We start from the raw sequence: 22,721 nt of genomic DNA on the forward strand, positions 1-22,721 counted from the left end.
GTACGCACCGGTTCAGAACAGACTCGCGGCTCGTTCCTCGCCGGCGGTGTCTGTCGTGGACTTACGGACTGTGGCATCCATCAGCTCGACGAGTGTGCGCGGCTCGCGGCCGGGAGGCGTCGCCAAATGGGCGAGGAGCTGGGCGCAGACGAGCGTGTGGTAGGTCGCGCGGTGCGGCGTCAGCTCGGCCGGAAGACCTCGGGCTAGGCCGAACGCGTCGACAAGCGCTCCGAGCTTGTACGATGCGCGGCCAGGAAGCAGCCGCCGAGCGAGCTTGACAGTGTCCAGGACTTGTACGGGTTGGAAGCCGGGCAGCTCGCGACCGAGCACGCCGAGATCGACGCCGGCGTTGTGCGCGACGAACACCTTGTCGCTCAGCGCGTGGCGCAATTCTGCCTCGATGTCGGCCACGGTCAGAGCGTCTACGAGCTGATCGTGCGTGATCCTGTGGAAGCGCCGCGCCATCGGAGTGATCGGCCGAGGCGGACAAACCAGCCAGGTCCTCGCTTGCCCGATCAAACCGTCCTTGATCGCGATGATCGAGATCTCGACCAGGTCCGGTGGCTGCTGTCCGTTTCCCTCGACGTCGACGACGGCGTAGTCGTACGCCGTCCACGAGTCCGTTGGTTGCGCCACGATTCGTCGCCCCCTTCCGCTAGGTCGTGCCACCGCGGTCGTCGGGGTGCGCCGTCCTCTGTGCCTGTGGACGTGTCGAGAAACCCAAGTCTGCCGCTGCCTGTGGCCCCGCTGCTGCATTCGAGAGAGGGCGCGTCGCGGGCGTGCGGGAGGTCCTGCTGCGAGGATCCGCATTGTCCTGGCTTGCTTCAGAAGGGTGCAATGGCAGGACGGGACCAGTGCCGCCGGTTCCGTCAACCTGGGCGAGGTCATCTCCAAGATCCAGACGGCCGGCGAGGCCACGGCAGAGCGGTGATCAAGCGTTTCTGCGCATGGGTAAGTGCCTCGCGGAGCGTTGTGTTGGCCTGCTGGAGTTCGGTGACTTGGCGCTGCAATCGGTCGACTTCCGCGAGGAGCACGGCGACGTGCTCGGCCTCGATTGCCTCGGCTGAGCGGACCCGCCGACGGCTTCGCCAGTTGCGGACGCGGCAGCGATCGGAGCAGAAGCGCTGGTCGGATCTGGCCGCGGTGTAGGTGTCGCCGCAGTGCTCACAGACGTGTTGGCGCGCGCTCAGATCGTCGCCGAACGGAGGTGGTAGGTCGTCCATAACTACTCAACGCGCGGCCCGGGCACGGTTCGAAATACGCGTTGCAGATTGGTGATGACCGGTGGCGAGTCCTATTCGACCGTCGCCAATCATCGGTGCTCAACGTTTGGCGTTGGTGATGGTTGTTGTCAGGGCCGCCGTGGTGGTGTGGGGCGACGGGTGTGGTCGCCGGCGGCGTAGGTCTTCCAGGTGCTGCCGGCTTGGGCGGCGATGCGTTCTGCGCTGTGGGGCGTGTAGTTGAGCATTGTTGCGACGACGGGTGCTGGTGCCTGGAGCAACAGTTCGCGGATGGCGCGGGTTCTGGCGTTGAGGTTGGGGATGCCGAGGTTGTGCAGGCGGAGCCGGACGCTGGTGGGATGGATGGGTTGGCCGGCGCGGCGGCCGGGGAACAGGAGTTGGCTGCCGGGGTTGGTGGCGGTGACGAGGTTGGGTCGGCTGGCCAGGTAGGTGGTGATGTGGCTGGCGAAGGGTTGAGGGACTGGGACGGGCGGGTCTCCGAGCCGGATCAGGAGCTGGTCGCCGTCGTGGGTGACGTCGGCGAGGGTGAGGCGGACGATCCGTGGGAGTGGTTGAGCGTAGAGCAGGATGAGCAGCGCGATGACCCTGTCGATCGGCGCGATGGCGGGGTCGGTGTGGATGCGCCGGATGAGGTCGATGCGTTGGCGGTTGCTGATGGGTGGACTGTGACCGGTGACGACCGGGGGCAGGACCAGTCGCGGCATGGCGTGGTGGTCGATGGCCCAGCGCAGGAACGCTCGTAGCCCCAGCTTGGCGGTGCTGTTGGTGGTGGCGAACCAGCGGTCGAGGTCGGCTTGGGTGCACTGTTGCGGGGTGTGTTGGCGGGCGGCGAGGTCGGTGAGGAAGGCGGCCGCGGTGCGGAGTTGGGTGCGAGCGCCCTGGTTGCGGTAGTGGCCGATCGGACCGGTCCTGGCGGTGGTTCGCAGGTGTCGCAGGAGGTGCCAGGTGGCGAAGCGGTGGAGCAGTTTGCGGTGTTCGGGGTCGTCGATGGTGTCGAGCCAGCGGGGGAGCCATTGCTCGAACAAGAACAGGTAGCGGTCGATGGGTGGCAGGGTTCCGCAGGCGATCAGCAGGTCGCGGATATAGACGACCGACCGCCAGGGGGTCAGGGTGCTGAGCCCGTCGTGGGTGAGCGGAACGCGGCCCGTGGCGAGGGCCTGGAGGATGGCTGGGACGTGCGGTCTGGACAGCCAGAGGATGCCGGACCGTGGTCTGCTCATGGCGCGGATCGACTCGAAGAGCGGCGCGAGTTCGGGGCGGATCGTGCCGGTGCCGTCGCCGAGGGCGGCGGTGAGCCGGTCGGTGAGGACGCAGCGGCCGCAGATGCCGGCGTAGTGGCGCCATGCCTCCTCACCACAGCGGCTGCAGATGTAGTCGCCAAGTCCGCCGGCGCAGTCGGTGCACAACCGGTCGCCGCTGGGACTGATGCCGGGCAGCATCCGGTCGACGCCGCAACCGGCGCAGACGCCGTAGGTCTCGCAGGCCTTGACGAAACAGCCTGAGCAGATCGGGCCTTCCGGCCAGTGCTTGGTGGCAACGACTGTTCGGCCCGTGGGCGGAGCTTCGCCTGGTTGAGGCTCGGCGGCGCCTCGAAGGGGCCGACGGCAACGAGCGCACCGTGTCTGGTTCGGTGTCTGGGTCCGCAGTCTTGGTGGGTTGACGTTCATGTCTGGTCGGTGATGCGGGCGCGTCTCGGACGCAGATCGGCGACTGCCTTGCCCGGTGTGCGTTCGCCGGTGGCGGTTTTGCGGACGCCGAGGTTGACCGCGTCGGTGGTGATGAGCTCACTGGGATCGGTGGCGAAGATGTCGCACAACGCGGCGAGAACGGCCATCGAGAGACGTTCTGGGGTGCCGGTGACGAGGCGGTGGACTTGGGAGGCGGACAGGTCGATGCCGCGTTCGTGGAGCAGTGGGACGAGTTCGGTGGTGGCGAACATCTGGTGTTCGGCCATCACCTCCCGCAGTCGCCACTGGTAGCTGACCAGACGCTTGTGGCCTCTCATTGAGTGCCTCCCGTGGGGTTCGATTCGGCTGGTTTCAGGGCGGGGTTCAGGGCATCGGCGACCATGGCGTCGAGGGCGCGGCGCAGGGTGCGGGTGCGGTAGTCAGACGACACGCAGGTGTAGATCGAGGTGGTCGAGGCGTGGTTGTGGCCGACCTGTTCCTGCACGAACCGGGGATCCCAGCCGTCCTCGATCAGGTGCGTGACGTAGGAGCGGCGCAGCGAGTGGAACTCCAATGCGGGGTCCATTCCGAGCGCGTCCCGGTAGCCGGCCAGTCGCTTGTTCAGCTGCTGCGGCCCGACGCGTAGACCGCGTTCGGACGGCCAGGCGGCCGGGTTGTTGGGCAGCCCGAAGCATGGCCTGATCTCGGTGAACCACTGCTCGAGAACCTCGCTCGTCCAGGCCCAGACGGTGAGCACGGAGCGGCGTTTGGGTGGTGAGCCGCGTTGTGCTTTGCCGTGCCGGATGTAGCAGATGCCGTAGTCGCCGAACTCCGGGCCGTTGGGGTTGCGGCCGAAGTCTGCGGCGTCCAGCATCGCGGTTTCGGTGCGGCGGGTGCCGTAGCCGTAGGCGATCTTGAAGATCGTCGCGTCCCGAAACGCCGGCAGCCAGCCCTTGCGGCCGAGCGCTTGTTTGCGGGCGACCTCGTCGTCGGCGTGGTCGAACAGTTCCTGCAACTCGGCCCGGGTGAACGCGCGCCGTGCCGGTTCGGCCTCGGAATCGGCGACGTGCGCGGCCGCGTTCACCTCGTGGATCACCTGAATCGGGTGCGTCCCGAACCGTCGCTCGCACTCGCTCGCCCAGCCGTAGGCGGGGTCGGTCAGGTAGCTGCAGAAGCCGCGGATCGCGACCTGGTAGCTGCGCACCGTCGAGCGAGTGACATGCCGTACCGCGCGCAGATCACTGAACCACTCATCGGCCAGATGCGGCGACCACAGCCACGGAAACGCCTCCGCATGACCGGCGAACGCGCGCAGCTGATGCTCACGGGCCTGCACGGTCGAGTAGGCCAGATTCCTCGCCAGTTGCTGGTTCGCGAACCCTTCCAGCATCGCCTCAAATACCTGCTCCTCAGGGCGAAACAGCGACACCCCATCGACCAGAACCAAGCCTGCCGCGCCCGGAATCGCACCGCGATCGTCCACCGAAACCACTCTCCACCTGCCCGCATCGGATGCGGGATCATCGCATCAGATGCGAGCCGCTGTGAAGACCTCAACCCAGCAAAGGATTGCGGTTCCCGACCGGCACGAAGTCCGATAACGTCACACCCGCACCGCGACGAACGAGTCCCCGCTGACCAGCAGGAACGTCAGAAACCCCCCACATCTCACACCGTCGCCAGATCGCATCCAATCGTTTCGGCGACAGAAACGCCTCGAATGCCAGATGTGTGTCGGACATGAAGCTGCCGCGAAGAGCGAGTGGAGGACATTGCCTGCCGGTTGCCACGAACCGTCGGCCGCAACTGCGGTGAGCCTGCAGGATCAGGGCCGCGATGCGGGCGCGATGATCCCGGTGAGCAGCATCCGACAATTGGCTGCTCCGCTGTGGTGGATGCGCTGCGCTACTTGGCTGGTCCCGGATGTGACCGGACTGTCAGTGACTCGCCGACTGCCACACTCCACAAGACCCGTCGACCCCGACTATCGTGGCATGGTGTCGACGATCTCCGCTGCATCGCAGCCCGCATCACTGATGCGGATCGAGGTCGTGAGAATACGGACGTTCCGCGGGATTCGGGAATGCGTTCTGACGCTACGTCCAAAGCTCACCATTCTCGTCGGTCGGAACAACTCGGGGAAGTCACGCCTCCTGCGCGCCATCGCCCTTGCGTGTGGCAGCGTGAACGCCGAACGCGATGATTTCACCGTCGGTTCCGACGAAGACCCGACGATCGAACTCGTCTTGGCACCGGCAGGCCCCGCGGCTTCCTTCGACGACCGAGTACGAGAAGTCTTCGGGACTCACATTCAGTTGGTGTCAGCGAGCGGGGAGCAGCGGATCGCCTGGCGGACTTCGATCGCACGGTCGGCAGAGGGGTGGGGTGCCCGCGCCACGAGCCGATTCCTGATGTTCGATGCTGGCACCGACGAATGGAGACCGGCCAGTGGCGCGTCAGAATTGAGCCGAGCCCACCGGCGCGTGCTCGCCGCGGACATGACAGGTACAGGCCGGGACCTGGCTGGCGAGCTCAGCCGTCCTGGGACGTCGATTAGGCGCGTGCTTGACGATCTTGAGGTGCCGGAGGCTGCTCGCGGAACCCTTGAGACCGATCTTCAGGCACTCGGTGGGCGGATTGTCGACGAGAGCTCAGCGCTTGGTGCCGTGCGGGACCGGCTCCGCATGCTGGCCGGCGCAGTCAGCGGGATTGGCTCTCCGCATGTGAGCGCGCTGCCCGGCCGGCTTGAGGAGTTGGTCCGACTGATCGACATCGCCTTGGACACCGGTGCTGGTGCAATGCCTATGCGCCTCCACGGGGCGGGGGCGCGCAGCCTCGCATCACTCCAGGTTCAGAGTGTTCTGTACGACAGAAGGCTCGGACGAGACGGCTCAGACTTTCCGATCCATCCGGTCACCCTGATCGAGGAGCCTGAGGCACATCTCCATCCTCAGGCTTGCTTCGACTTGGCTGACCTGCTCGCGGCGGTGCCGGGTCAGATTGTTGTGAGCACCCACTCATCACACCTGGTCACGGTGGCGGAGCTCGGTTCGCTTCGCCTAATTCGAAGAACGGCAGACGGATGCATAGTTCACGATATGACACCGTCCGATGTCGAGGTGACAAAGCCACCAGCCCTGCGATTGGATGTCGCCGAGGCGGAGTGGGAGAAGATCAGGCGCTATGTGGAGCGGCCATTCGGCGAACTGCTCTTCGCGGGGGCACTTGTGATCGGGGATGGGGCGTCGGAACGGGGATTCCTTCCCCATATTCTCAGGGCGGCTCTTGGGCCGCGGGCGGATGAGATCTGCGTCTTGGACCCAGGCGGCATGTCGCAGTCCGACGCTCTTATCAAGTATGCCGAGGCGGCTGGCATCCCGTGCGTGGTCTTCCTCGACTGCGACGACCAAGGACATAAGGATGAGAAGAAGATCCGCAGCTCGGCGATTCGGGTTTGGGCGACTGGCGATCCCGCCAAAGACGGGGCGCTGGAAGAAGTGCTCGTCGAGCACGACGAAGAATGGGTGCTGGCACGGTGCGCAGAGCATCTGTCGTTTGTCGAGGGTTCCGCTCTCGAACGACTGAAGCAGCTAAAAGGGACCTATGGCTCGCCGCTCGGAAGGGCATTCGTCGAAGCCTTCCCTGATCCAACTGCATGGCCCGCTGGGCTGCGACATCTCGTCGAGGCGCTGGGACCGACGGCCGCAGCGAATGGAGACGCAGATGCCTGACGCCGCGGACGTTGAGCTAAGCGACGAACAGCGGGCAGCACGAGACTGCGAGGATCGTTACGTTGTCGTCCTGGCCAGCGCCGGGAGCGGCAAAACCGAGGTGGTAGCTCAGCGGGTCGAGCGAATTCTGAGTGGAGATGCGGGGTTCCGTGTCATTGCGCTCTCCTACACGCGTCGTGCGGCAGCCGAGCTACGTGAGCGGTTCGCCACACATCTGGGCGAGGGACACCGGCGGGTGGAGACCGATACGCTCCATGGCTTCGCCCAAGGATTGCTTCTGCAATACGGGACATGGGTAGGTCTCCCGCCCGAGCCTATCATCGTTGTCGACGATGCCGACCGCGCCGAGCTCTTCCAGGAGTGGCGAATGTCTATGGGAATGCCTGCCCTAGACGAGCCTAAAGAGCAATTGGCGCGATTGGACCTCGCGAGAGCGAGAGGGGTAGAAGACCCGATCGCGGACGACTGGGATGCTGCGCTGAGCCAGGCCGGTGCGCTGGACTACGAAGCGATGCTCGCTCGAGCAAAGGAGCTTCTCGAAATTCCAGCGGTAGCCGGGCTGGTCGCTCGCGTGTTTCGGCACGTGATCGTCGACGAGGCGCAAAACCTTACGTCGTCCCAGTACGAGTTACTCAAGAAGCTGATCCTCGCCGGCAACGATGTGCCACACGTGATGTTGGTCGGTGACGACAAGCAATCGATCGTTGGCTTCGCGGGTGCGAGTCCTGACTACCTGCACGAGTTCGAGCATGACTTTGGGGCGACGGTGTTCCGGCTGACGCAGAACTTTCGATCGGCGGGCGAGATCGTCGGCCTGGGTGACCAGATCGCGGCAGCTCTTGGTGATTCGCCGGCGGCACCTCAAATCTATGCTGCGCGGGGCAGCGTCCGACGGGTTGACTATGCCGATGAGCAAGCAGAGGCCGCCGGAATCTCCGAGTGGGTAAGTCGACTCTTAACGGATGGGCTTCCTGCAGCAGTGCTCGCACCGGGGGAGGACCCGATGCTCCGACCAGAGAACATCGCCGTGCTTGGCCGGACAACTTCCAGCCTTCGCGCTTGCCAGTCGACACTCGAGAACGCTGGCTATACAGTCGCGGTGGCTACGCACGCCGATGACTGGCTCAGCTCCGAAATAGGTCGGTCCGCGTGGCTCTTGGCCACCTTCCGGCCGGATTCTGCTGTGTCGCGGCGACGGCTTCAGCGCGAATTGTCCGTTGATTCGAGGAACAGAGATTCGGTGCGTGAGACGATTTCGGGAACGTATGCGGAGCACCTTCGCGCCTTTGCTGCCTTCCTCACCCCTGAGGAGTTCGTTACCCGCATTGGTGCACTCGACAGTCGCGAGGATGCGTTCTGGGCCAGAGACCAGTCGGAAATCATCTCCGTTTGGAGAAGTTTCTGCGATCGAACTCCGCAAGCCGACCGGACCTGGTCTCGATTTGAACTGTTCGTCGCAAGATGGCAGCGTGGTGACGGCCAGAGCGTAGGCGTACGCCTACACACAGTTCATAAGGCCCAAGGGCGTGAGTACAAGGCCGTGGCCGTAATCGGCCTCAACGATGGGCAGTTCCCCGACTTCAGGGCTCGGAGCGTGGAGGATCTAAAGGGTGAGCTGCGGGCGTTCTACGTCGCAGTTACGCGCCCCAGCCGTGCACTCCTACTCACAAGACCAGAGACGATTCAAACTCGTAACGGGCTCTGGGCACGGCCGGCATCACGCTTCCTCGACTACGTCGGCAACTGATCTCCAGCTGTGCGCACCCCAGCTGGAAAGCCATCAAACAGATCTGCGCTTCGTCGTTCGTTCACTTGCCCCAGTCCGGAGCCGGCGGCGCCCAGCTCAGGATGTCTGCGGTACCGATCTGTCGAACGCGGGGATGGTCGAGTCCGGACGACTGCTCTTTAGGCAAGTTTCACGGCAATCGCTTGCGAGACTTGAAGTGACTAGCCCTCACATCGCACCTGTAGATGGCCTGCAAAGGTCCGGTGCTCTAGTGATCGCTCGCAAGCCTGATCCCGGTTGCCTCAGCTCGGCGGATGCTCATGAGCGAGCTGTCAACGACGGGTGGGTTCTAGTCAACGTCGCAACACGTGGTGCTCCGCACCAGGGCGAGCACTGCCATGTTCGCTCCAGTTCTCCCGGAGGTTTTGCCAGCGTACGAGGATGGCCCCGAACGAAAGCCGCCGTGGGCGTTGATGACTGCGACGCCGCACGCCATCAGTTCTCGAGGGCAGGAGACCGAGAACGCCATCCACAGGATGTCACGATTCTTCAGACGTTGGCGGGGCCTCAGAGTCCGCGGCTGCGGTCGCGCTGCCCGCACTCGTCGGGCCGGCGTCCGGCTCGGGTGTCCTGTCGACGGGACGATAGCCACGATGCCACGTGGCCTGCTCAAATAGCTCTCGCTCCGCGGGGGTCAAATCGGTGTTTTCGTCCGCTTCGGATCCCATGTTGTCCTCTCCTGTTATTTGGCGCCATCTTCGACCTCCAGGAACTCGAGCATCGCGATACTCGACGCCTGAATCAGCATTCCACCCGTTGCCTCGGTCTTCTTCTCGAAGTGACCGGAACCATCCAACTGCCAGGCTGATTGAAGGAACAGATCGGCTTGGTGAGGGAACCCAGACGCGTAGGACTCCGAGCCATACCATCCGCCGATCCACAAACCATCCTTCAATCTCGCCCGCACGAAACAGGGCGATCGTCGGACAAAGGCTGAGTCCCAGGCTGTTGGAACCGCGTCGTATCTCGCTGGCTGGCGTCGCCGGATTAGCCAAGCAGTACCTACGGCAGCGATGGCCGGCACAATGACAAAGAAAAGCAAGGCGAACAGACCTATCTGGCGCAGGTTGTTCAGGATCAAGTCGCGACCCCACGCCGGCTTCTCGCCAAACAACCATTTGACAGGAGATGGTCCTGCCACAGTCAGATAGAGCGCGTTCAGCACGATGGAAGCGGTCAAGGCCCGAAGAACTCGCTCACCGATGTCGCGCTCGCCCGGCTTCGGGCCAAGCCTGATCTCGCGAACGTACTGATACACGATGCCCGGCAGCACGAAGCTCACGATGATGGCTAACTGAAGGAGGGTAGAAGGTGCTTGACCCATTGACTGTTCCGCCAATCGCAAGAGAACCTGAGCGCTCGTAGCACGCTGAGGCTAGCACAGTCCACCAGTCGACAATACAGTCTGGAAGGAGCCGCTGCGGTGACCCTCGACGCTGAAACATTCGTAGATGCGCTGCACCGTGTCTTGGCGAACGATGATCGTCGGAACTTCCTCCAACTCATGGAATTGGCCGACAAACTGGTGCGCGACCCTGTAGTAATGAGGGAAATGAGGATCAGGCTCGCCTTGGGCGTCTACTATTCGCATCTAGCTGACGCTGTGGAGGGCGAAGAGCGAAGCTATCGAATGGCTCTCAGTCTGGTATGCCTTCATCCTGTCTACCATTTAGACGTGGACATACCAGATGCGCCGATGGCGCAGGTGCTGGCCTACATAGAAGGACACTCCGACGACGCCCCACAATTCATCCCGCAGAATGAGTGGAGTTGGTACCACCTCGCAACGATGGCGAGTCGTATCTATGGCGAAACGCGCGACCAAGACGCAATGAAGATTGAAACCATGCTGCTCCGTACATCTTATAGCCTGGCAGATATCAGTCAGCTCGACGAGTTGGCGATGTTGCTGTGCAGCAGTTTGGAAGATCTCTACTTCACTTCGGGAGAGAAGAGGTACATCGCTGAATCGCTTGTGTTGAGCAGGAAGTTCCTTGCGAGGAGTAACGAACAGAATCTCATCGATCAGCGGACCATGGCTATCGCTGAAGTTATGCAGCGCGTTCAGTCGGAGACCAACGATCTCGGAATATTGAGGGCGGGTCTCGATGTGCTATCCGACGCGACGTCCCTCGCGCCAGAGGTGTCCAATGCGTTGAGCGATCTGGCGTTGACCATGACTCTGCGGGCGGGCGAGTGGAATGGCCCCGAGTCGACTGATCAGATTCCAATCGCGATTCTTCGACTCCTGCTTCGGAAACAACGCGACGAGACTCACCTTTGGCGGCAGCACGCCAATCTAGCTTCGGCGCTCGTCACTGTCGGGGCGAAGGGCAATCTCGCCGACGAGGCAATCGCGTCCGCAAGACTAGCTGTCGCCGGCGCTGCGGCCACTCAGGAGCATCTGGTTATGGCTCATTGCACCGCGGGGCGCGCCCTGCTCGCCCGTTACGACGATGTGAAATTGGCTGCCGATCGCGATGAAGCGCTGTCCCACTTCCTGGCCGCCGCGGCGGCAAATGATGATCCAGATATGATAGATCCTGTTCGTGGCCTAACGAATCTGTTGATGGCAACCGGTCATGCCGACGACAGTTGGCGAAGGCTTGATGTCCTTGCGGCCTACACCAAAGCAAAAGATGCTCCGCCAGCAGATAACGCCAGTCGCGTGGTCGTCCTGGGTTTGTTCGTGATGGTTTCCTGCTATCATTTTGACGATACGGGCGAGAACGGTGAGCTGATCGCACAGGTTAGCGAGGCAGTCAAGGACTTGTTTTCCCTCGACGTCGAGCGCGATCAGTACCTTCTCCTCGGAAGGGCGGCTTCGCTTCTCGCGTCCGCGTGGTCGAGCGGATTCGAGCGCAGTCTGGCCAGGCGGATACAGACACGTCTGACACAGATTGTCGAGGAGACAGGCGACGCCGACGACGACGCTTCAGTGTCGTGCCGCTTGGGGATCGGCGAATTGGCGCTCGCGGCTGGCTCGTCGAGACGCGACGCCGAGATGGCGATCCTTGCCCTCGAGCCGATTATGTCGTTCGCAGAGGAAAAGGTTCCGCGTCGATCGCTAGTCAATAAAATCGCCAATGCTCGGCTGATGCTGTATCGGAGCACCGCTGCGAGAGAAGACCTCGACGCAGCGATCACAGGGCTTGAGTCGGTTCAGTCCTCTGCGGGCGAATTGACAGATCGAGTCACAACCCTCGACACCCTGCGAATCGCCCTTATGGACCGTGCGCTCGACCACGGACGCGGTGCCGACGAGGATTCACTCAAGTCCATTCAAATAGCCAAAGAGATTCTTTCGATGGTACGGAGCGACCACGAGCTCGCTGCGGGCGCTCTTCACAATCTCGGTGTTTCCATTGCGCGTCATGCCTCGATTTCGCATGACAAGTCCCTTCTTATCGAAGCAATCGACACCTTTGTGGCCTCTCGCGACATGGAAGCAGCGCTCGGCGCTCAGGATCTTGATACGATCTCCGCATTGGGTGACACGTATCGCGAATTGTTTGAACAGTCTGGGGACGTGGATCACATCGATCAGGCAGTGGAGCACACTCGGTTCGCGGTTGACAGATCAGATCCGCATGACCCGCGACTGCACTCCTGGCAGAACAATCTATGCGCAGCCCTGCAAACACGGTATCGGATGACGGGTATCCCTGAGGACCTGAGTGACGCCTTCGAGGCAGGCCTCGAAGCCATCTCGTCGGACGAGAAGGACAACAAGCGTTCACATTCTATTCATTTGCACAACTTCTTCGGATGCCTGCGGGTAATTGCCCAAGCAACAGGAGATGTTGTGGATTGGGAACAGGCGATTGCTGTAGGCATGCAGGCCATTGGACTGCTGCCGAAGAACTCCGTGATGGCGAATTCGCATACATTGGACGTAGCTGCTTCAGCGCTTACCAAGTCCGACGTCTCTGGAGATCTTCATGACCTCGCCGTAGCAATCGACACCGCAAGAGGAGTGCTCGAATCAACCAGTGACGATTTCCTCCAATTGTATGCACTTACGATTATCGGGAGCGCACTTGAACGACGCGGAGATCGAGGGGGAGAATCAAGCGATCACGACGCCTCAATCAACGCCCGTTTGGCTGCCGCGGACTTTGACGTTCCGGTGTTTTCGATTCGGATCGAATCTGCCCTGGCGGCGGCCCGACTGGCCGCTCGGATGAAGAGGTGGCAGGAAGCCGTGCAAGCATTTCACCGCGCCGTTCAACTCTTGCCTGCACTTGTTTCGATCGAACTTAATCAGCAGAGCAGAGAGTATTGGTTGAGAAGGATCTCTGGCCTTTCTTCGGAAGCGGCCGCCTGCGCGTTGCAGCTCGACGATCCGACAATTGCTGTTGGATTTTTGGAAAGAGCGCGGGCTTTTCTGATTACTGAGGCACTGGATGTTCGAGCTGCGGCCGAACATCTCCGAGTTGTGGCTCCCGGTCACGCTGCGCGTTTCGAGTCCCTTCAAACAGAACTACGCAGTCTCACTGGCTATGGGCTATCGGTTGACGAAATGCCATCGGCCATTTATATGTCCGCTCGGCGCCGAAGCCTCGCGTCGGATCTGCAAGCGTTGATCGATGAGATTCGGCAGATACCAGGTGGTGGTGACTTTCTCATGCCGGAGCATGACGACATGCTCGGATCGGCGGCGGGGGTTGAAGGCGGCGCGGCGGTTATGATCAACGTCGCTCCCCAACGTTCAGATGCGATTGTCATCGAAGACGGCGGGATCCGGGTCGTACGCCTGTGGCTGGTGACGCCCGTGATGGTGCGATCTTATGTAGACGCTCTCCGGGGCAGTTTGTCGACGGCCGAAGTCGCCTGGGCATCTGATATATCCCAGTTCCTGCGTGCTCAGGCAGAGGTGCGCGGTGTCCTAGAGTGGTTGGGACAGGCGATTGTAGGGCCGATCGTGCGCGCCATGAGATGGCCACAGCGGGACGGAACTCGGCCCGTGTGGTGGATTCCGACTGGCATGCTGGCACTTCTACCTATCCATGCCGCCTCGTGGAGTTCGACTTCGGCGCTGGATACAATGATTTCATCATATGCATTCACACTGGCGATGGCGCGGCGGTCAGCCAGACTGATTGACTACGACGCGCTGAGATCCGCTGTAGTTGTGGCGATGCCCGAGACACCTGCAGCGCCACCACTGCCCGCCGCGCTTGCTGAGCTGTCTAAGTTGAGCGAGCTCTTTGACGACATACTCCCGCTAGTCGGAGAGTCGGCGACGTCAACCGCGGTCAGTTCTGCGCTTGAGAAGCGACGTGTCGCTCATTTTGCGTGTCACGCGGTGCTGGGGGAAGCCTCGGCATTCTCCGCCGAGCTCATCCTGGCTGATTACAACCAGCGGACGTTCTCAGCCGGGGCGGTAAGTTCGCTGAGCCTGCCGTCCGCGGATTTGGTCTTCCTCTCCGCCTGTGAGGCGCTGCGCTCCGCGGAGTTCATCGTCGACGAAGCGATCAGCATCGGCTCGTCTTTCCAGATCGCCGGCTTCCGTCATGTCGTGGGGAGCCAGTGGAAGATTGTGGATTCGGTAGCGTTGGAGATGACCGTGGGTTTTTACACCACTCTGGCGAACGCGCCCAAGTCAGACATTGCCGGGTGTCTGCGCCAAGCGGTATTGAATCTGCGTGCGAGGTACCCGCACTTTCCGAGCCTATGGGCCGGATATCAACATCATGGCTCCTGAGTGGCCCGGATGTGCGTTGGCGTGCAGATCTTCGATCAGCGGGGAATCTTGTAATATCGGCCGGTCCAATTCGGCACTGCGCGCATCTTGCAACGAGCGCGGCAGGAGCAACTCAAGAGTTGCCCGCTGTCGCGTCATGCGCATGTGGTCTCACGTGGGCTCTGATCGCTGCCTACAGCGTCACTCAAGGTTGCTCTTGGCAAATACCTGCTCCGTCACAGCTCCGTGGGACGATGGGAAACAACGAATACGGCTGAGCAACGCTGGGAGCCAAACGCGCAGGTCAGGCGCGGATTCGCAGCGTGCGACGCGAATCGACCGCGGGCTGGAAGAGATCTACACCTTCTTCGAAGGCACCTCGAAATCCAGTGCCTCGTAGTCGCATGGGCCATCTCGGGCGTGCGTGTCAGGTAGGTGATTGGGGTGGAGTGATCGACCCCTCGCGCGCTCCGCAGGCGCCGCGTCGTTTCGCTCCTCCTGTGTGCCTGCTAGGTCTGCTCACACCTGCGCCTGGTCTGTCGTCGGTGCGTCCTTTCCTGCTGTCGTCGGACCTGCGGGTTGCGGTCGGAGTTGTGCTCGCCGGCCGCTGTCGAGCGACCGTCCCGCAGCGACGGCGACTCAGTGCTGGCGGAGGATTATGTTCGCCGGGCTGCTAACCCGTCGGGCGCCGGGTTGTGGTGGATGATGAGGCATCTGCGGCTCGAGTAGCTGGCTGAGGCCCGGGGCGGCGAGCCGGCGCGGCGCACGGAGTCTGGGGTGCGCCTGGCCGGCTGGATGTTGCTAGGCGGTGTGGGTTTGGTGGCGTCGGTGGAGCCACATGGCGGTGAGGGCGATGGCTGCTCCGCCGAGGCCTGATGCGCCGGCTTGGAGTGCCTCGGCTGTGGTGTCGTCTGTGACGATGGTGGAGTTGGTGCTGGTGGGCTGGGTCGGGACCGCGTCGGCGGGGTCGTAGGTCGGGTAGTTCGGTGCGCCGGGGTCTTGCGGAGCGACCGCGGCGGGGTCGGGGAACGGCAGGACCTTGGCGTTCGACTCCGCGGAGGTGAACGCGAGGGCGGCGATGGCGAGGACGGGGGCGGTGATGATGATGCGCTTGTGGTTCATGGGTTCTCCTTGTTGAGAGTTTGGTGTTTCGACCACAGTCCGTCCGCGGGCGTGGTCAGCACATCGGGCATGCGAGCAGGGGGCGCGACGGCGTTTCCTTAGATGGCCGTTGCTGATGCCTTAGCGGGGCGCATGATGGTGGGGTGGGTGGGGTGTTGATCGGGCGCGAGGGGGAGCTTGCGCTGCTTGGGGAGCTGGCGGCCGGATTGCCGAAAGGGTCGGCCGTTGCGGTCGTGCGGGGTGAAGCGGGGATTGGGAAGACGACGGTGGTGCGTGCCGCCGTGGCGGATGCCGATTCCGCCGGGTTGCGGATCCTGAGGGGTGCGTGTGCGCCGTTGTCCGGTGCGGTGGCGTATGGGGGACTGGACGCGGCACTCGGGGTGGGCCGGGATGCTGCCGGGGAGGTGTTTACGTCGGTCGCAGCCGGTCGAGCGTGGGCCGTCGAGTCGATGATGCGCACGGTTGGTGAGATCGCCGAGGACGGCGCAGTGCTCGTCGTCGAGGACGTGCACTGGGCGGATGTGTCGACCCTGGATTTCCTGGCGCACCTGAGCCGCAACCTCCCATCGACGGGTCTGCTGGTCTTGCTGACCTGGCGGGACGAGGACACTGACGCCGAGCACACGCGCTGGCTCGGGGAACAGTTGCGCATCTTGTCGGTCACCGACGTACCTCTTCACCCGCTGACCCTTGAGGAGACCGCTCTTCAACTGCCGGACTGTTCCGATGAGGTCGTGGCAGCGGTGTACGCGCGCAGCTCCGGCAACCCTTATCTCAATGCCGAGCTGGCGGGCAGTGACGCGGAACCGTCGGAGTCGCTGCGCCAGGTGCTGGTCTCGAGGCTTGATGCCGTCGGGCTGCCCGCTCGCATGGTGGTCGCCGCCGCCGCGACCCTTGGCAGGGGTTTGACCGACGACGAGATGCTCGCTGCGGCCTCCGGTGCTGCAGACGCCGTCTGGGAGGCGTGCGACGCAGGTCTCGTCGTACGCGAGGCTGGACATGGGGCGATGGCTCGTCACCCCGTGCTGGCCGAGGTTGCGTACGAGGAACTGTTATCGCGTGATCGGCGGCAGCTGCACACCAGGCTGGCGGCGTGCCTGGAGGCGGATCTGCCCGAGCGGCCGAGCGCGGCCCGGGTCGCGGAGATTGCTGAGCAGTACTGCCGCGCTGAGGACGCCGACGACGGGCTCGTCTGGTCGGTGCGGGCTGCTGTGGCGGCCGAGCAGGGGTACGCGATAGCCGAGGCCGGTCATTGGTACGCCGAGGCCGCGTCGTTGTGGGGTTCCGCCCGTACGGCGTTGGCCGACGTACCCGAGAAGCTGTCGCTCCTCGTGTCGGCGGCGACGCACTTGGGCTCTGTCGGTCAGACGGACCGGGCCATGGGGTTGCTGGAAGGCGATCTCACGGCCATGTCCACTACGCGCGAGGAGGTGCTGGGCGCAGCGTTGACACGCTGCTGGCTCGGAACCACCGTGGGGGACACCGAGCAGGCATTGCGCGACGTCGAGCTCGCTCAGCGGTTGACGTCCGCCGGCGACGAACCGACGTTGGCCAGGATCTGCGCCTGCCAGGCAATGGCGCTCGGCACCTGTTCGCGGTGGGACGAGGTGGAGGCGCCGGCGCGCATCGCGCTCGAGTTGGGCGCGAAGTACGCGGACCACCGGACGGTCGGCAAAGCTCACGCCGTACTCGGTATCGGGGCCGCTCTGCAGGGCCTGTTCTCTCAGGCGCTCGGACATGACCTCACGGCACTCGCGATCGCGCACAAGCTGGCTGAACCAGAGGATCTCGCGATGGCCGGGGTCGCTCTGACCGATGTCTACTTGCGGATGGGTGAACCGGACCGAGCCGCACAGATCGCGCGCTTCGTCGGGCAGCGTGTGCGCCGGCTGATGTTGGGCCGGCACTGGCTGGAAGACCTCATGGACAGCAACGTCGTCCAGGCGCTCTACGAGTCCGGTCGATGGGACGAGGCGGTTGCCTGGATGTCCGAGCGATCGGCGCCGTCTGATCTGGGCTTCTTCCAGGTGACGATGGTCCACGTATACCTGGCGCGCGGCGATATCGCGGCGGCGGAGCAGTCGCTGCGTCACGCGGCATCCTTGAACGAACGCGATCAACCACGATTCCTGGCGTCGTACGGCGAAGGTCAAACGCTCCTCCTGCTGCGGACTGGTCGTGCGGAGCAGGCGCTCGAGTTGGCGTTGTCAGTGGCCGACACCGCGCGTGCAGGCGCTGATGAGGATGTGGAGGGCGGGCTACTGCTCGCCGGTCTCGAGGCGGCTGCGGCCGTCCGTGCGCCTGACCGCCTCGAGCAGTTGGTGTCGCGCCTCGGCGGCGCGACCCAGGGCCGGAGCCGAGCGGCCGTAACTGCCGTGATCGATGGCCAGCGATCGCGCGCTACGGGAGCCTTCGACCCGGATCCGTGGCTGATCGCGGCGCGGGAATGGTCCGCGCTCGGGCGACCGTACGAGGAGGCTCAGGCACGACTCCGCGCCGCCGAGGCGATCCTCACCAGCCGCCCCGGCGCCGCCGCCCGACGTACAGCTGCCGAACAACTCATCGCGGCACGGCACCTTGCCGAACGCCTCCGCGCGGCTCCGCTGCTCGAGCAGATCGGCAAGCTCGCCCGACTTGCCCGCATCGACACGGGACAGAGCGGCGCACCTCACGACCAGGCGGGGCCGGTGCCGAGCCCGGCAGGTCCGCCCGCCCTGACAGACCGCGAGCAGCAGGTCCTAGCGCTGCTCGCCGACGGACTCACCAACCGCGAGATAGGCGAGGCGCTCTTTATGAGCCCCAAGACCGCAAGCGTCCACGTGACCCACATCCTGGACAAGCTCGGAGTGCAGACGCGGGTGCAAGCGGCGGCCATCGCTGCGCGCCTCGGCCTGGACCAACCACCGCCGATGTGAAAGTACTCAGCTCGCGCGTGGGTGGCGTTATTCGAGGGTGGGTTGGAGCGGGATCGTGTGGGGGAGGGCCGTCAGTTCTAGGGCGGCTCGGAGTGGGGAGTTTGGTGGGACGACGATGTGGAGTTTCTGGCGGCGTTGGGTGAGGCGTTCGGCCAGGTGGAAGAGCATTGCTATGGCGGAGCTGTCTAGGTAGGTGGTGTCGGTTAGGTCCACGATGATGACGGGCGCGTCGGGGGAGGCGAGGCGGCTGATGGCTTCGCGTACGTTGGTGGCGTTGGTGAGGTCGACTTCGCCGCAGATTCGCACACAGCGGACGCCGTTGCTTGTTCGAGCATCCACTACTGCGTACGCGGTCACGGTTCGTCCAGGTTGCGGCGCATGTGGATTGTTGTGCCTTCTGGGGTTGTGTCGACGTCTGTCGAGTCGGTGAGGCCGCGGATCAGGGTTAGGCCTAAGCCGCCGCTGCGGTTTGTTGGGTTTCGCCATTGGCCGTGGTCGCGGACGGTCAGTTCGACTGCGCCGTCCACGAGGCGCCCCTCGAGGTGCAGGTTGCCGGGCGAGGCGCCGTACGCGTGGCGGACGACATTGCTGCAGGCCTCTCCGCAGGCGATCGCTAGCTCGCCGGCGTCCCTCGCGCCGACGCCTGACTCGCGCAGCCAGCGACCTAGGACGTGCCGGACGTGGAAGAGCATGCGTGCATCGGCTGGTACGTCGAGGGACAGCGGTGCACCGGCCAGTACCAAGGGCTGGAGTGCGATCAGTGCGATGTCGTCGGCGACCTCGCCGTCGCGGAGTGTCGACAGGACCCGGTCGCAGAGAGCGTCGACCTGCCCGTTGGCAGATGCTTCGGCTAGTAGCCGATCGAGGCCGTCCTGGATTGAGAGCGTGCGTTCCTCGACGAGCCCGTCGGTGTAGAGCAGGAGAGTGGCTCCAGGCCGCAGTGCCTGGGTTGCCTCGGCATAGTCCTGGTGCGCGAGTACGCCGAGCGGTGGAGCCAATCCACCGTCGAGGTACCTCGTGTGTGAGTCGTCGATCAGGAGGGCCGGCGGATGTCCGGCGTTCGTGAACCGGATCGTGCCGGTGTCCGGGTCGTACAGGACGTAGAGCAAGGTCACCATCTCGGCCATCGGCAACTCGCGGACCAGCTCGTGCAGGCCGTTCATCACGGCTACCGGTGAAGGATCGTGTACGGCGTACGCCCGGACAGCCATCCTCAGCTGTGCCATGGCTGCCGCGGCCTGCAGACCGTGTCCGGCAACGTCTCCGATGACGAGGCCGATCAGGCCGCCGCGCAGCTGGATCACGTCGTACCAGTCACCGCCGAGGTGCAGGTCCGCGGTCGCTGGGACGTAGCGGGCGGCCACGGCCACGCCAGGGATGTCCGGCATCCGGTCCGGGAGCAGGCTGTGTTGCAGCGTCTCCGCGATTTGGTGCTCGCGCCGGGCGCGTGCCTCCTCCAGGGTCAGCTGCTGTTCGGTCTCGTACCGCTGGTGGATCTCGCGGCGCAGGCGGTCGTTGGTCGATGTGAGCTGCGCGGTGCGAGTCTTGACCCGCTCCTCCAGATTGGCGGCTGCGGACATCAGCGCGCGAGCAAACTGCACACGCTCGGTCACGAGTGCGGCGAGGAAGAACGATGTGAGCGCGATGGTGGCGTTGAACGCCTGAAGGGTCAACATCTGCCCCAGTAGCGACTCGCCCGCGAAGGGTCCGAGCTGGTGTGTTGCCGACCAGGTTGCGATGAGCGAGGCGATCAGCGCGGCCGGGGCAGCTCCGCGCAGGTGCAGACGCCACGAGGCCCAGCCCAGGCACGGCAGCACCAGGAACAACAGTGACAGGCCGCTGGACGCAGTCCACAACGCCAGGACCGTGGTCAGCACGAGGATCACCGCGGCCTCGAACCAGCGCGCGGCCGGCCACCGCTCGTGCTCCCAGAACAGAGGGATGCACAGAAGGAACGGCGCGACGGCGAGAACACCCATGGCGTCGCCGGTCCACCAGACCGCCCACGCACCGGCCAGCTGATCAATGGTGATCGCATTCGAGGCTACGAGCGTGGTGGCGCCGACGGTCGCGCTGATCGTCATGCTCGCGAGCGCACCCAGGAAGACGATCGCCAGCGCATCACGCCGGCGATCCAGCTGACGCCGGAAGCCGACGCGCTCGAGGACGATCGCCGCGACCAGTGGCGCGAGGGTGTTACCCAGGGCGGTGAACAGCGCGGGCACCGGACCGGCGCTGATCGGCAGATTGACGGCCAGCGCTGCCAGCGCGACGGCCGGCCACATCGACCTCCCCAGCACCAGGAACGCGGCCAGCGCGATGCCGCTGGGCGGCCACAGCGGCGTGACGTTCCGCTCGACCAGCGACAGGCTCAGGCCCAGACGTGCACCGAGGTAGTAGGCGGCGCCGACCAGGACGATGGCCGCGGCAGTGTGGCCCAGATCCGCCGGTAGGCGCAGTCTGAGTGGCCTCGAGGTCCACGGAGCTCCCACGCGCCCAGCCATGGCTCTTCTACGGGCTCACTAGCCGCGAGAGCGTCACCCGGTTCACCCCTCCGACCGCCCGTTGCCTTACCTCATGGGACGCTGGAAATCGGACTACGTCAAGGCGGCGTGGGAGGCACTGGCAGTACCTGGAACGGCAGTGACTCCCAGGGCGTAGCGTGCGGGGCCTACGGTGGCGGCATGAGCGTTCCGACGATCAAGTTGAACAACGGGGTAGAGATGCCGGCGATCGGGTTCGGTGTCTTTCAGACACCGCCCGCGGAGACGATCGCGGCTGTCGAGACGGCGCTGGAGGTCGGATACCGGCACGTGGACACAGCGGCGGCGTACGGCAACGAGCGTGAAGTGGGCGAGGCGATCCGGCGCTCCGGCCGGGACGACGTCTTCGTCGAGACGAAGATCTGGGTCGTCGACTACGGGTACGACGAGACGCTGCACGCGTTCGACAAGAGCGCCGGGAAGCTCGGCGTCGAGCAGATCGACCTGTTGATCCTGCACCAGGCGGTTCCCAGCGATTTCGAGCGCACCATCGGCGCCTATCAGGCCCTGGAGAAGTTGCTTGCCGACGGCAAGGTCCGGGCGATCGGAGTGTCGAACTTCATGCCGCCGCACCTGGACCGGTTGCTGGCCGAGACCGGTGTCGTGCCGGCGGTCAACCAGCTCGAGATCCACCCGTACTTCCAGCAGCCCGAGCTGCTTGCCTATGACAACGAGCGCGGCATCCTCAACCAGGCATGGTCGCCGATCGGCGGGATCACCTTCTACCGGGACGGTTCGAAGGGGTCGACGTTGGAAGATCCGACGATTCTGGAGATCGCCGCGGCACACCGCCGTACGCCCGCCCAGGTGATGCTGCGCTGGCATGTGCAGGAAGGACGGCAGCCGATTCCGAAGTCGGTCACCCCGTCCCGGATCGCGGAGAACCTCGCCGTCTTCGACTTCGAGCTGACCGACGAGCAGCTCGCCGCGATCGACGCACTCGAGACCGGGATCCGCGGCGGCCCGGCGCCGGAGACCATCACCCGCGGGTTCGGCGGCATCGAAATCCCCGAGGCCTGAGGAGGCATCATGCATACACGTACGCTCGGTCAGGGCCTGGAGGTCTCCGCGGTCGGTCTCGGCTGCATGGGGATGTCGCAGAGCTACGGACCGAACCCTGGTGACCGCGACGACATGATCGGCGTGATCCGGTACGCCGTGGAGTCCGCCGGCGTGACGTTCTTCGACACGGCCGAGGTGTACGGGCCGTACGTGAACGAGGAACTCGTCGGCGAGGCGCTGGCGCCGCTGCGCGACCAGGTCGTGATCGCGACCAAGTTCGGGTGGAACATCCAGGACGGCAAGATGACCGGGACGAACTCGCGTCCCGAGCAGATCCGGCGGGTCGCGGACGAGTCGTTGCAGCGGCTCGGGATCGACGTGATCGACTTGTTCTACCAGCACCGGGTGGACCCCGACGTACCGATCGAGGACGTCGCCGGGGCGGTCGCCGAGCTCGTGAAGGCCGGGAAGGTCCGGCATTTCGGGCTGTCCGAGGCCGGCGCGGACACGATCCGCCGGGCGCACGCCGTACATCCGGTCACCGCTGTGCAGAGCGAGTACTCGCTGTGGACGCGGGACCCGGAGCCGGAGGTGCTGCCGGCGTGTGCCGAGCTCGGGATCGGGTTCGTGCCGTTCAGCCCGCTGGGCAAGGGCTTTCTGACCGGCACCGTGAGTACGTCGACGGAGTTCAGCGCCGGCGACATCCGCTCGCGGGTCCCGCGCTTCGAGGCCGGCAACCTCACCGCCAACGAGGCCCTGGTCGCCTACGTCCGCGCCCTCGCCGAGCCGAAGGGTTGCACGCCCGGCCAGATCGCCCTCGCCTGGCTGCTGGCCCAGCAGCCGTGGATCGTCCCCATCCCCGGAACGCGCCGCCGCCCGCGGATCGACGAGAACACCGGCGCGTCCCAGGTCGCGCTGTCGGCCGACGAGATCGCCGATCTCGACGCGCTCGCCGCTCGGATCGGTGTCCAGGGGGACCGCTACAACCCAGCCGGCATGGCGATGGTCGGACTCTGAGTTCGCCGGAG

At 64.4% G+C, this 22,721-nt stretch carries 14 protein-coding genes; 6 read left to right on the forward strand and 8 right to left on the reverse strand.

What is annotated here, in order from left to right; translation table 11 throughout:
• Positions 1 to 12: 12 nt before the first annotated feature.
• The 4 genes from OHB24_RS31750 to OHB24_RS31765 form a co-directional block, all read right to left on the reverse strand.
• Entirely contained in the window at positions 13 to 636 is a 624-nt protein-coding gene (locus OHB24_RS31750; RefSeq protein WP_327634541.1) for a 3'-5' exonuclease, read from the reverse strand.
• 715 nt (positions 637 to 1,351) lie between these two features.
• A complete protein-coding gene (locus tag OHB24_RS31755) occupies positions 1,352 to 2,680 on the reverse strand; it encodes a hypothetical protein (protein WP_327634542.1) in 1,329 nt (442 codons plus the stop codon).
• Positions 2,681 to 2,904: 224 nt separating this feature from the next.
• Positions 2,905 to 3,246, reverse strand: a complete 342-nt coding sequence (locus OHB24_RS31760; RefSeq protein ID WP_327634543.1) for a helix-turn-helix domain-containing protein — start codon at positions 3,244 to 3,246, stop codon at positions 2,905 to 2,907.
• Positions 3,243 to 4,391: a tyrosine-type recombinase/integrase gene (locus OHB24_RS31765; protein WP_327634544.1), complete on the reverse strand. Its 1,149-nt coding sequence runs from the start codon at positions 4,389 to 4,391 to the stop codon at positions 3,243 to 3,245. The genes OHB24_RS31760 and OHB24_RS31765 overlap by 4 nt, the downstream gene beginning before the upstream one ends.
• A gap of 511 nt (positions 4,392 to 4,902) precedes the next feature.
• Here OHB24_RS31765 and OHB24_RS31770 point away from each other — a divergent pair.
• Positions 4,903 to 6,639 carry an ATP-dependent nuclease gene (locus OHB24_RS31770; RefSeq protein WP_327634545.1) on the forward strand — a complete coding sequence of 579 codons (1,737 nt, stop codon included), beginning with the start codon at positions 4,903 to 4,905 and terminating at the stop codon, positions 6,637 to 6,639.
• Entirely contained in the window at positions 6,632 to 8,386 is a 1,755-nt protein-coding gene (locus tag OHB24_RS31775; RefSeq protein WP_327634546.1) for an ATP-dependent helicase, read from the forward strand. The genes OHB24_RS31770 and OHB24_RS31775 overlap by 8 nt, the downstream gene beginning before the upstream one ends.
• Positions 8,387 to 9,107: 721 nt before the next feature.
• On the opposite strand, the gene OHB24_RS31780 is transcribed toward OHB24_RS31775, so the two are convergent.
• Positions 9,108 to 9,749 carry a DUF6338 family protein gene (locus OHB24_RS31780; protein ID WP_327634547.1) on the reverse strand — a complete coding sequence of 214 codons (642 nt, stop codon included), beginning with the start codon at positions 9,747 to 9,749 and terminating at the stop codon, positions 9,108 to 9,110.
• A gap of 99 nt (positions 9,750 to 9,848) precedes the next feature.
• Here OHB24_RS31780 and OHB24_RS31785 point away from each other — a divergent pair, with 99 nt between their 5' ends.
• Positions 9,849 to 14,132, forward strand: coding sequence for a CHAT domain-containing protein (locus OHB24_RS31785; RefSeq protein WP_327634548.1), 4,284 nt, complete (start codon positions 9,849 to 9,851; stop codon positions 14,130 to 14,132).
• Between the two features lie 780 nt (positions 14,133 to 14,912).
• Here the strand turns inward: OHB24_RS31785 and OHB24_RS31790 are convergent.
• Positions 14,913 to 15,233, reverse strand: coding sequence for a hypothetical protein (locus tag OHB24_RS31790; RefSeq protein WP_327634549.1), 321 nt, complete (start codon positions 15,231 to 15,233; stop codon positions 14,913 to 14,915).
• Positions 15,234 to 15,376: 143 nt separating this feature from the next.
• Here OHB24_RS31790 and OHB24_RS31795 point away from each other — a divergent pair, with 143 nt between their 5' ends.
• Positions 15,377 to 18,148, forward strand: a complete 2,772-nt coding sequence (locus OHB24_RS31795) for a helix-turn-helix transcriptional regulator (protein ID WP_327634550.1) — start codon at positions 15,377 to 15,379, stop codon at positions 18,146 to 18,148.
• A gap of 27 nt (positions 18,149 to 18,175) precedes the next feature.
• Here OHB24_RS31795 and OHB24_RS31800 read toward each other — a convergent pair whose 3' ends face one another.
• Positions 18,176 to 18,505, reverse strand: a complete 330-nt coding sequence (locus tag OHB24_RS31800) for an STAS domain-containing protein (RefSeq protein ID WP_327634551.1) — start codon at positions 18,503 to 18,505, stop codon at positions 18,176 to 18,178.
• On the reverse strand, positions 18,502 to 20,652 hold the full coding sequence (locus tag OHB24_RS31805; protein WP_327634552.1) for an ATP-binding SpoIIE family protein phosphatase: 2,151 nt from the start codon (positions 20,650 to 20,652) through the stop codon (positions 18,502 to 18,504). Before OHB24_RS31805 ends, OHB24_RS31800 begins: the two co-directional genes overlap by 4 nt.
• A 180-nt stretch (positions 20,653 to 20,832) precedes the next feature.
• Between OHB24_RS31805 and OHB24_RS31810 the strand changes: the two genes are divergently transcribed.
• The gene (locus tag OHB24_RS31810; RefSeq protein ID WP_327634553.1) at positions 20,833 to 21,711 is read left to right on the forward strand and encodes an aldo/keto reductase; all 879 of its coding nucleotides are present in this window, start codon (positions 20,833 to 20,835) and stop codon (positions 21,709 to 21,711) included.
• A 9-nt stretch (positions 21,712 to 21,720) separates the two neighbouring features.
• Positions 21,721 to 22,710, forward strand: coding sequence for an aldo/keto reductase (locus tag OHB24_RS31815; RefSeq protein WP_327634554.1), 990 nt, complete (start codon positions 21,721 to 21,723; stop codon positions 22,708 to 22,710).
• Positions 22,711 to 22,721 lie beyond the last annotated feature (11 nt).

Origin of the sequence: Kribbella sp. NBC_00482, from assembly GCF_036013725.1 — a bacterium.
In the GTDB taxonomy this organism is placed as follows: domain Bacteria; phylum Actinomycetota; class Actinomycetes; order Propionibacteriales; family Kribbellaceae; genus Kribbella.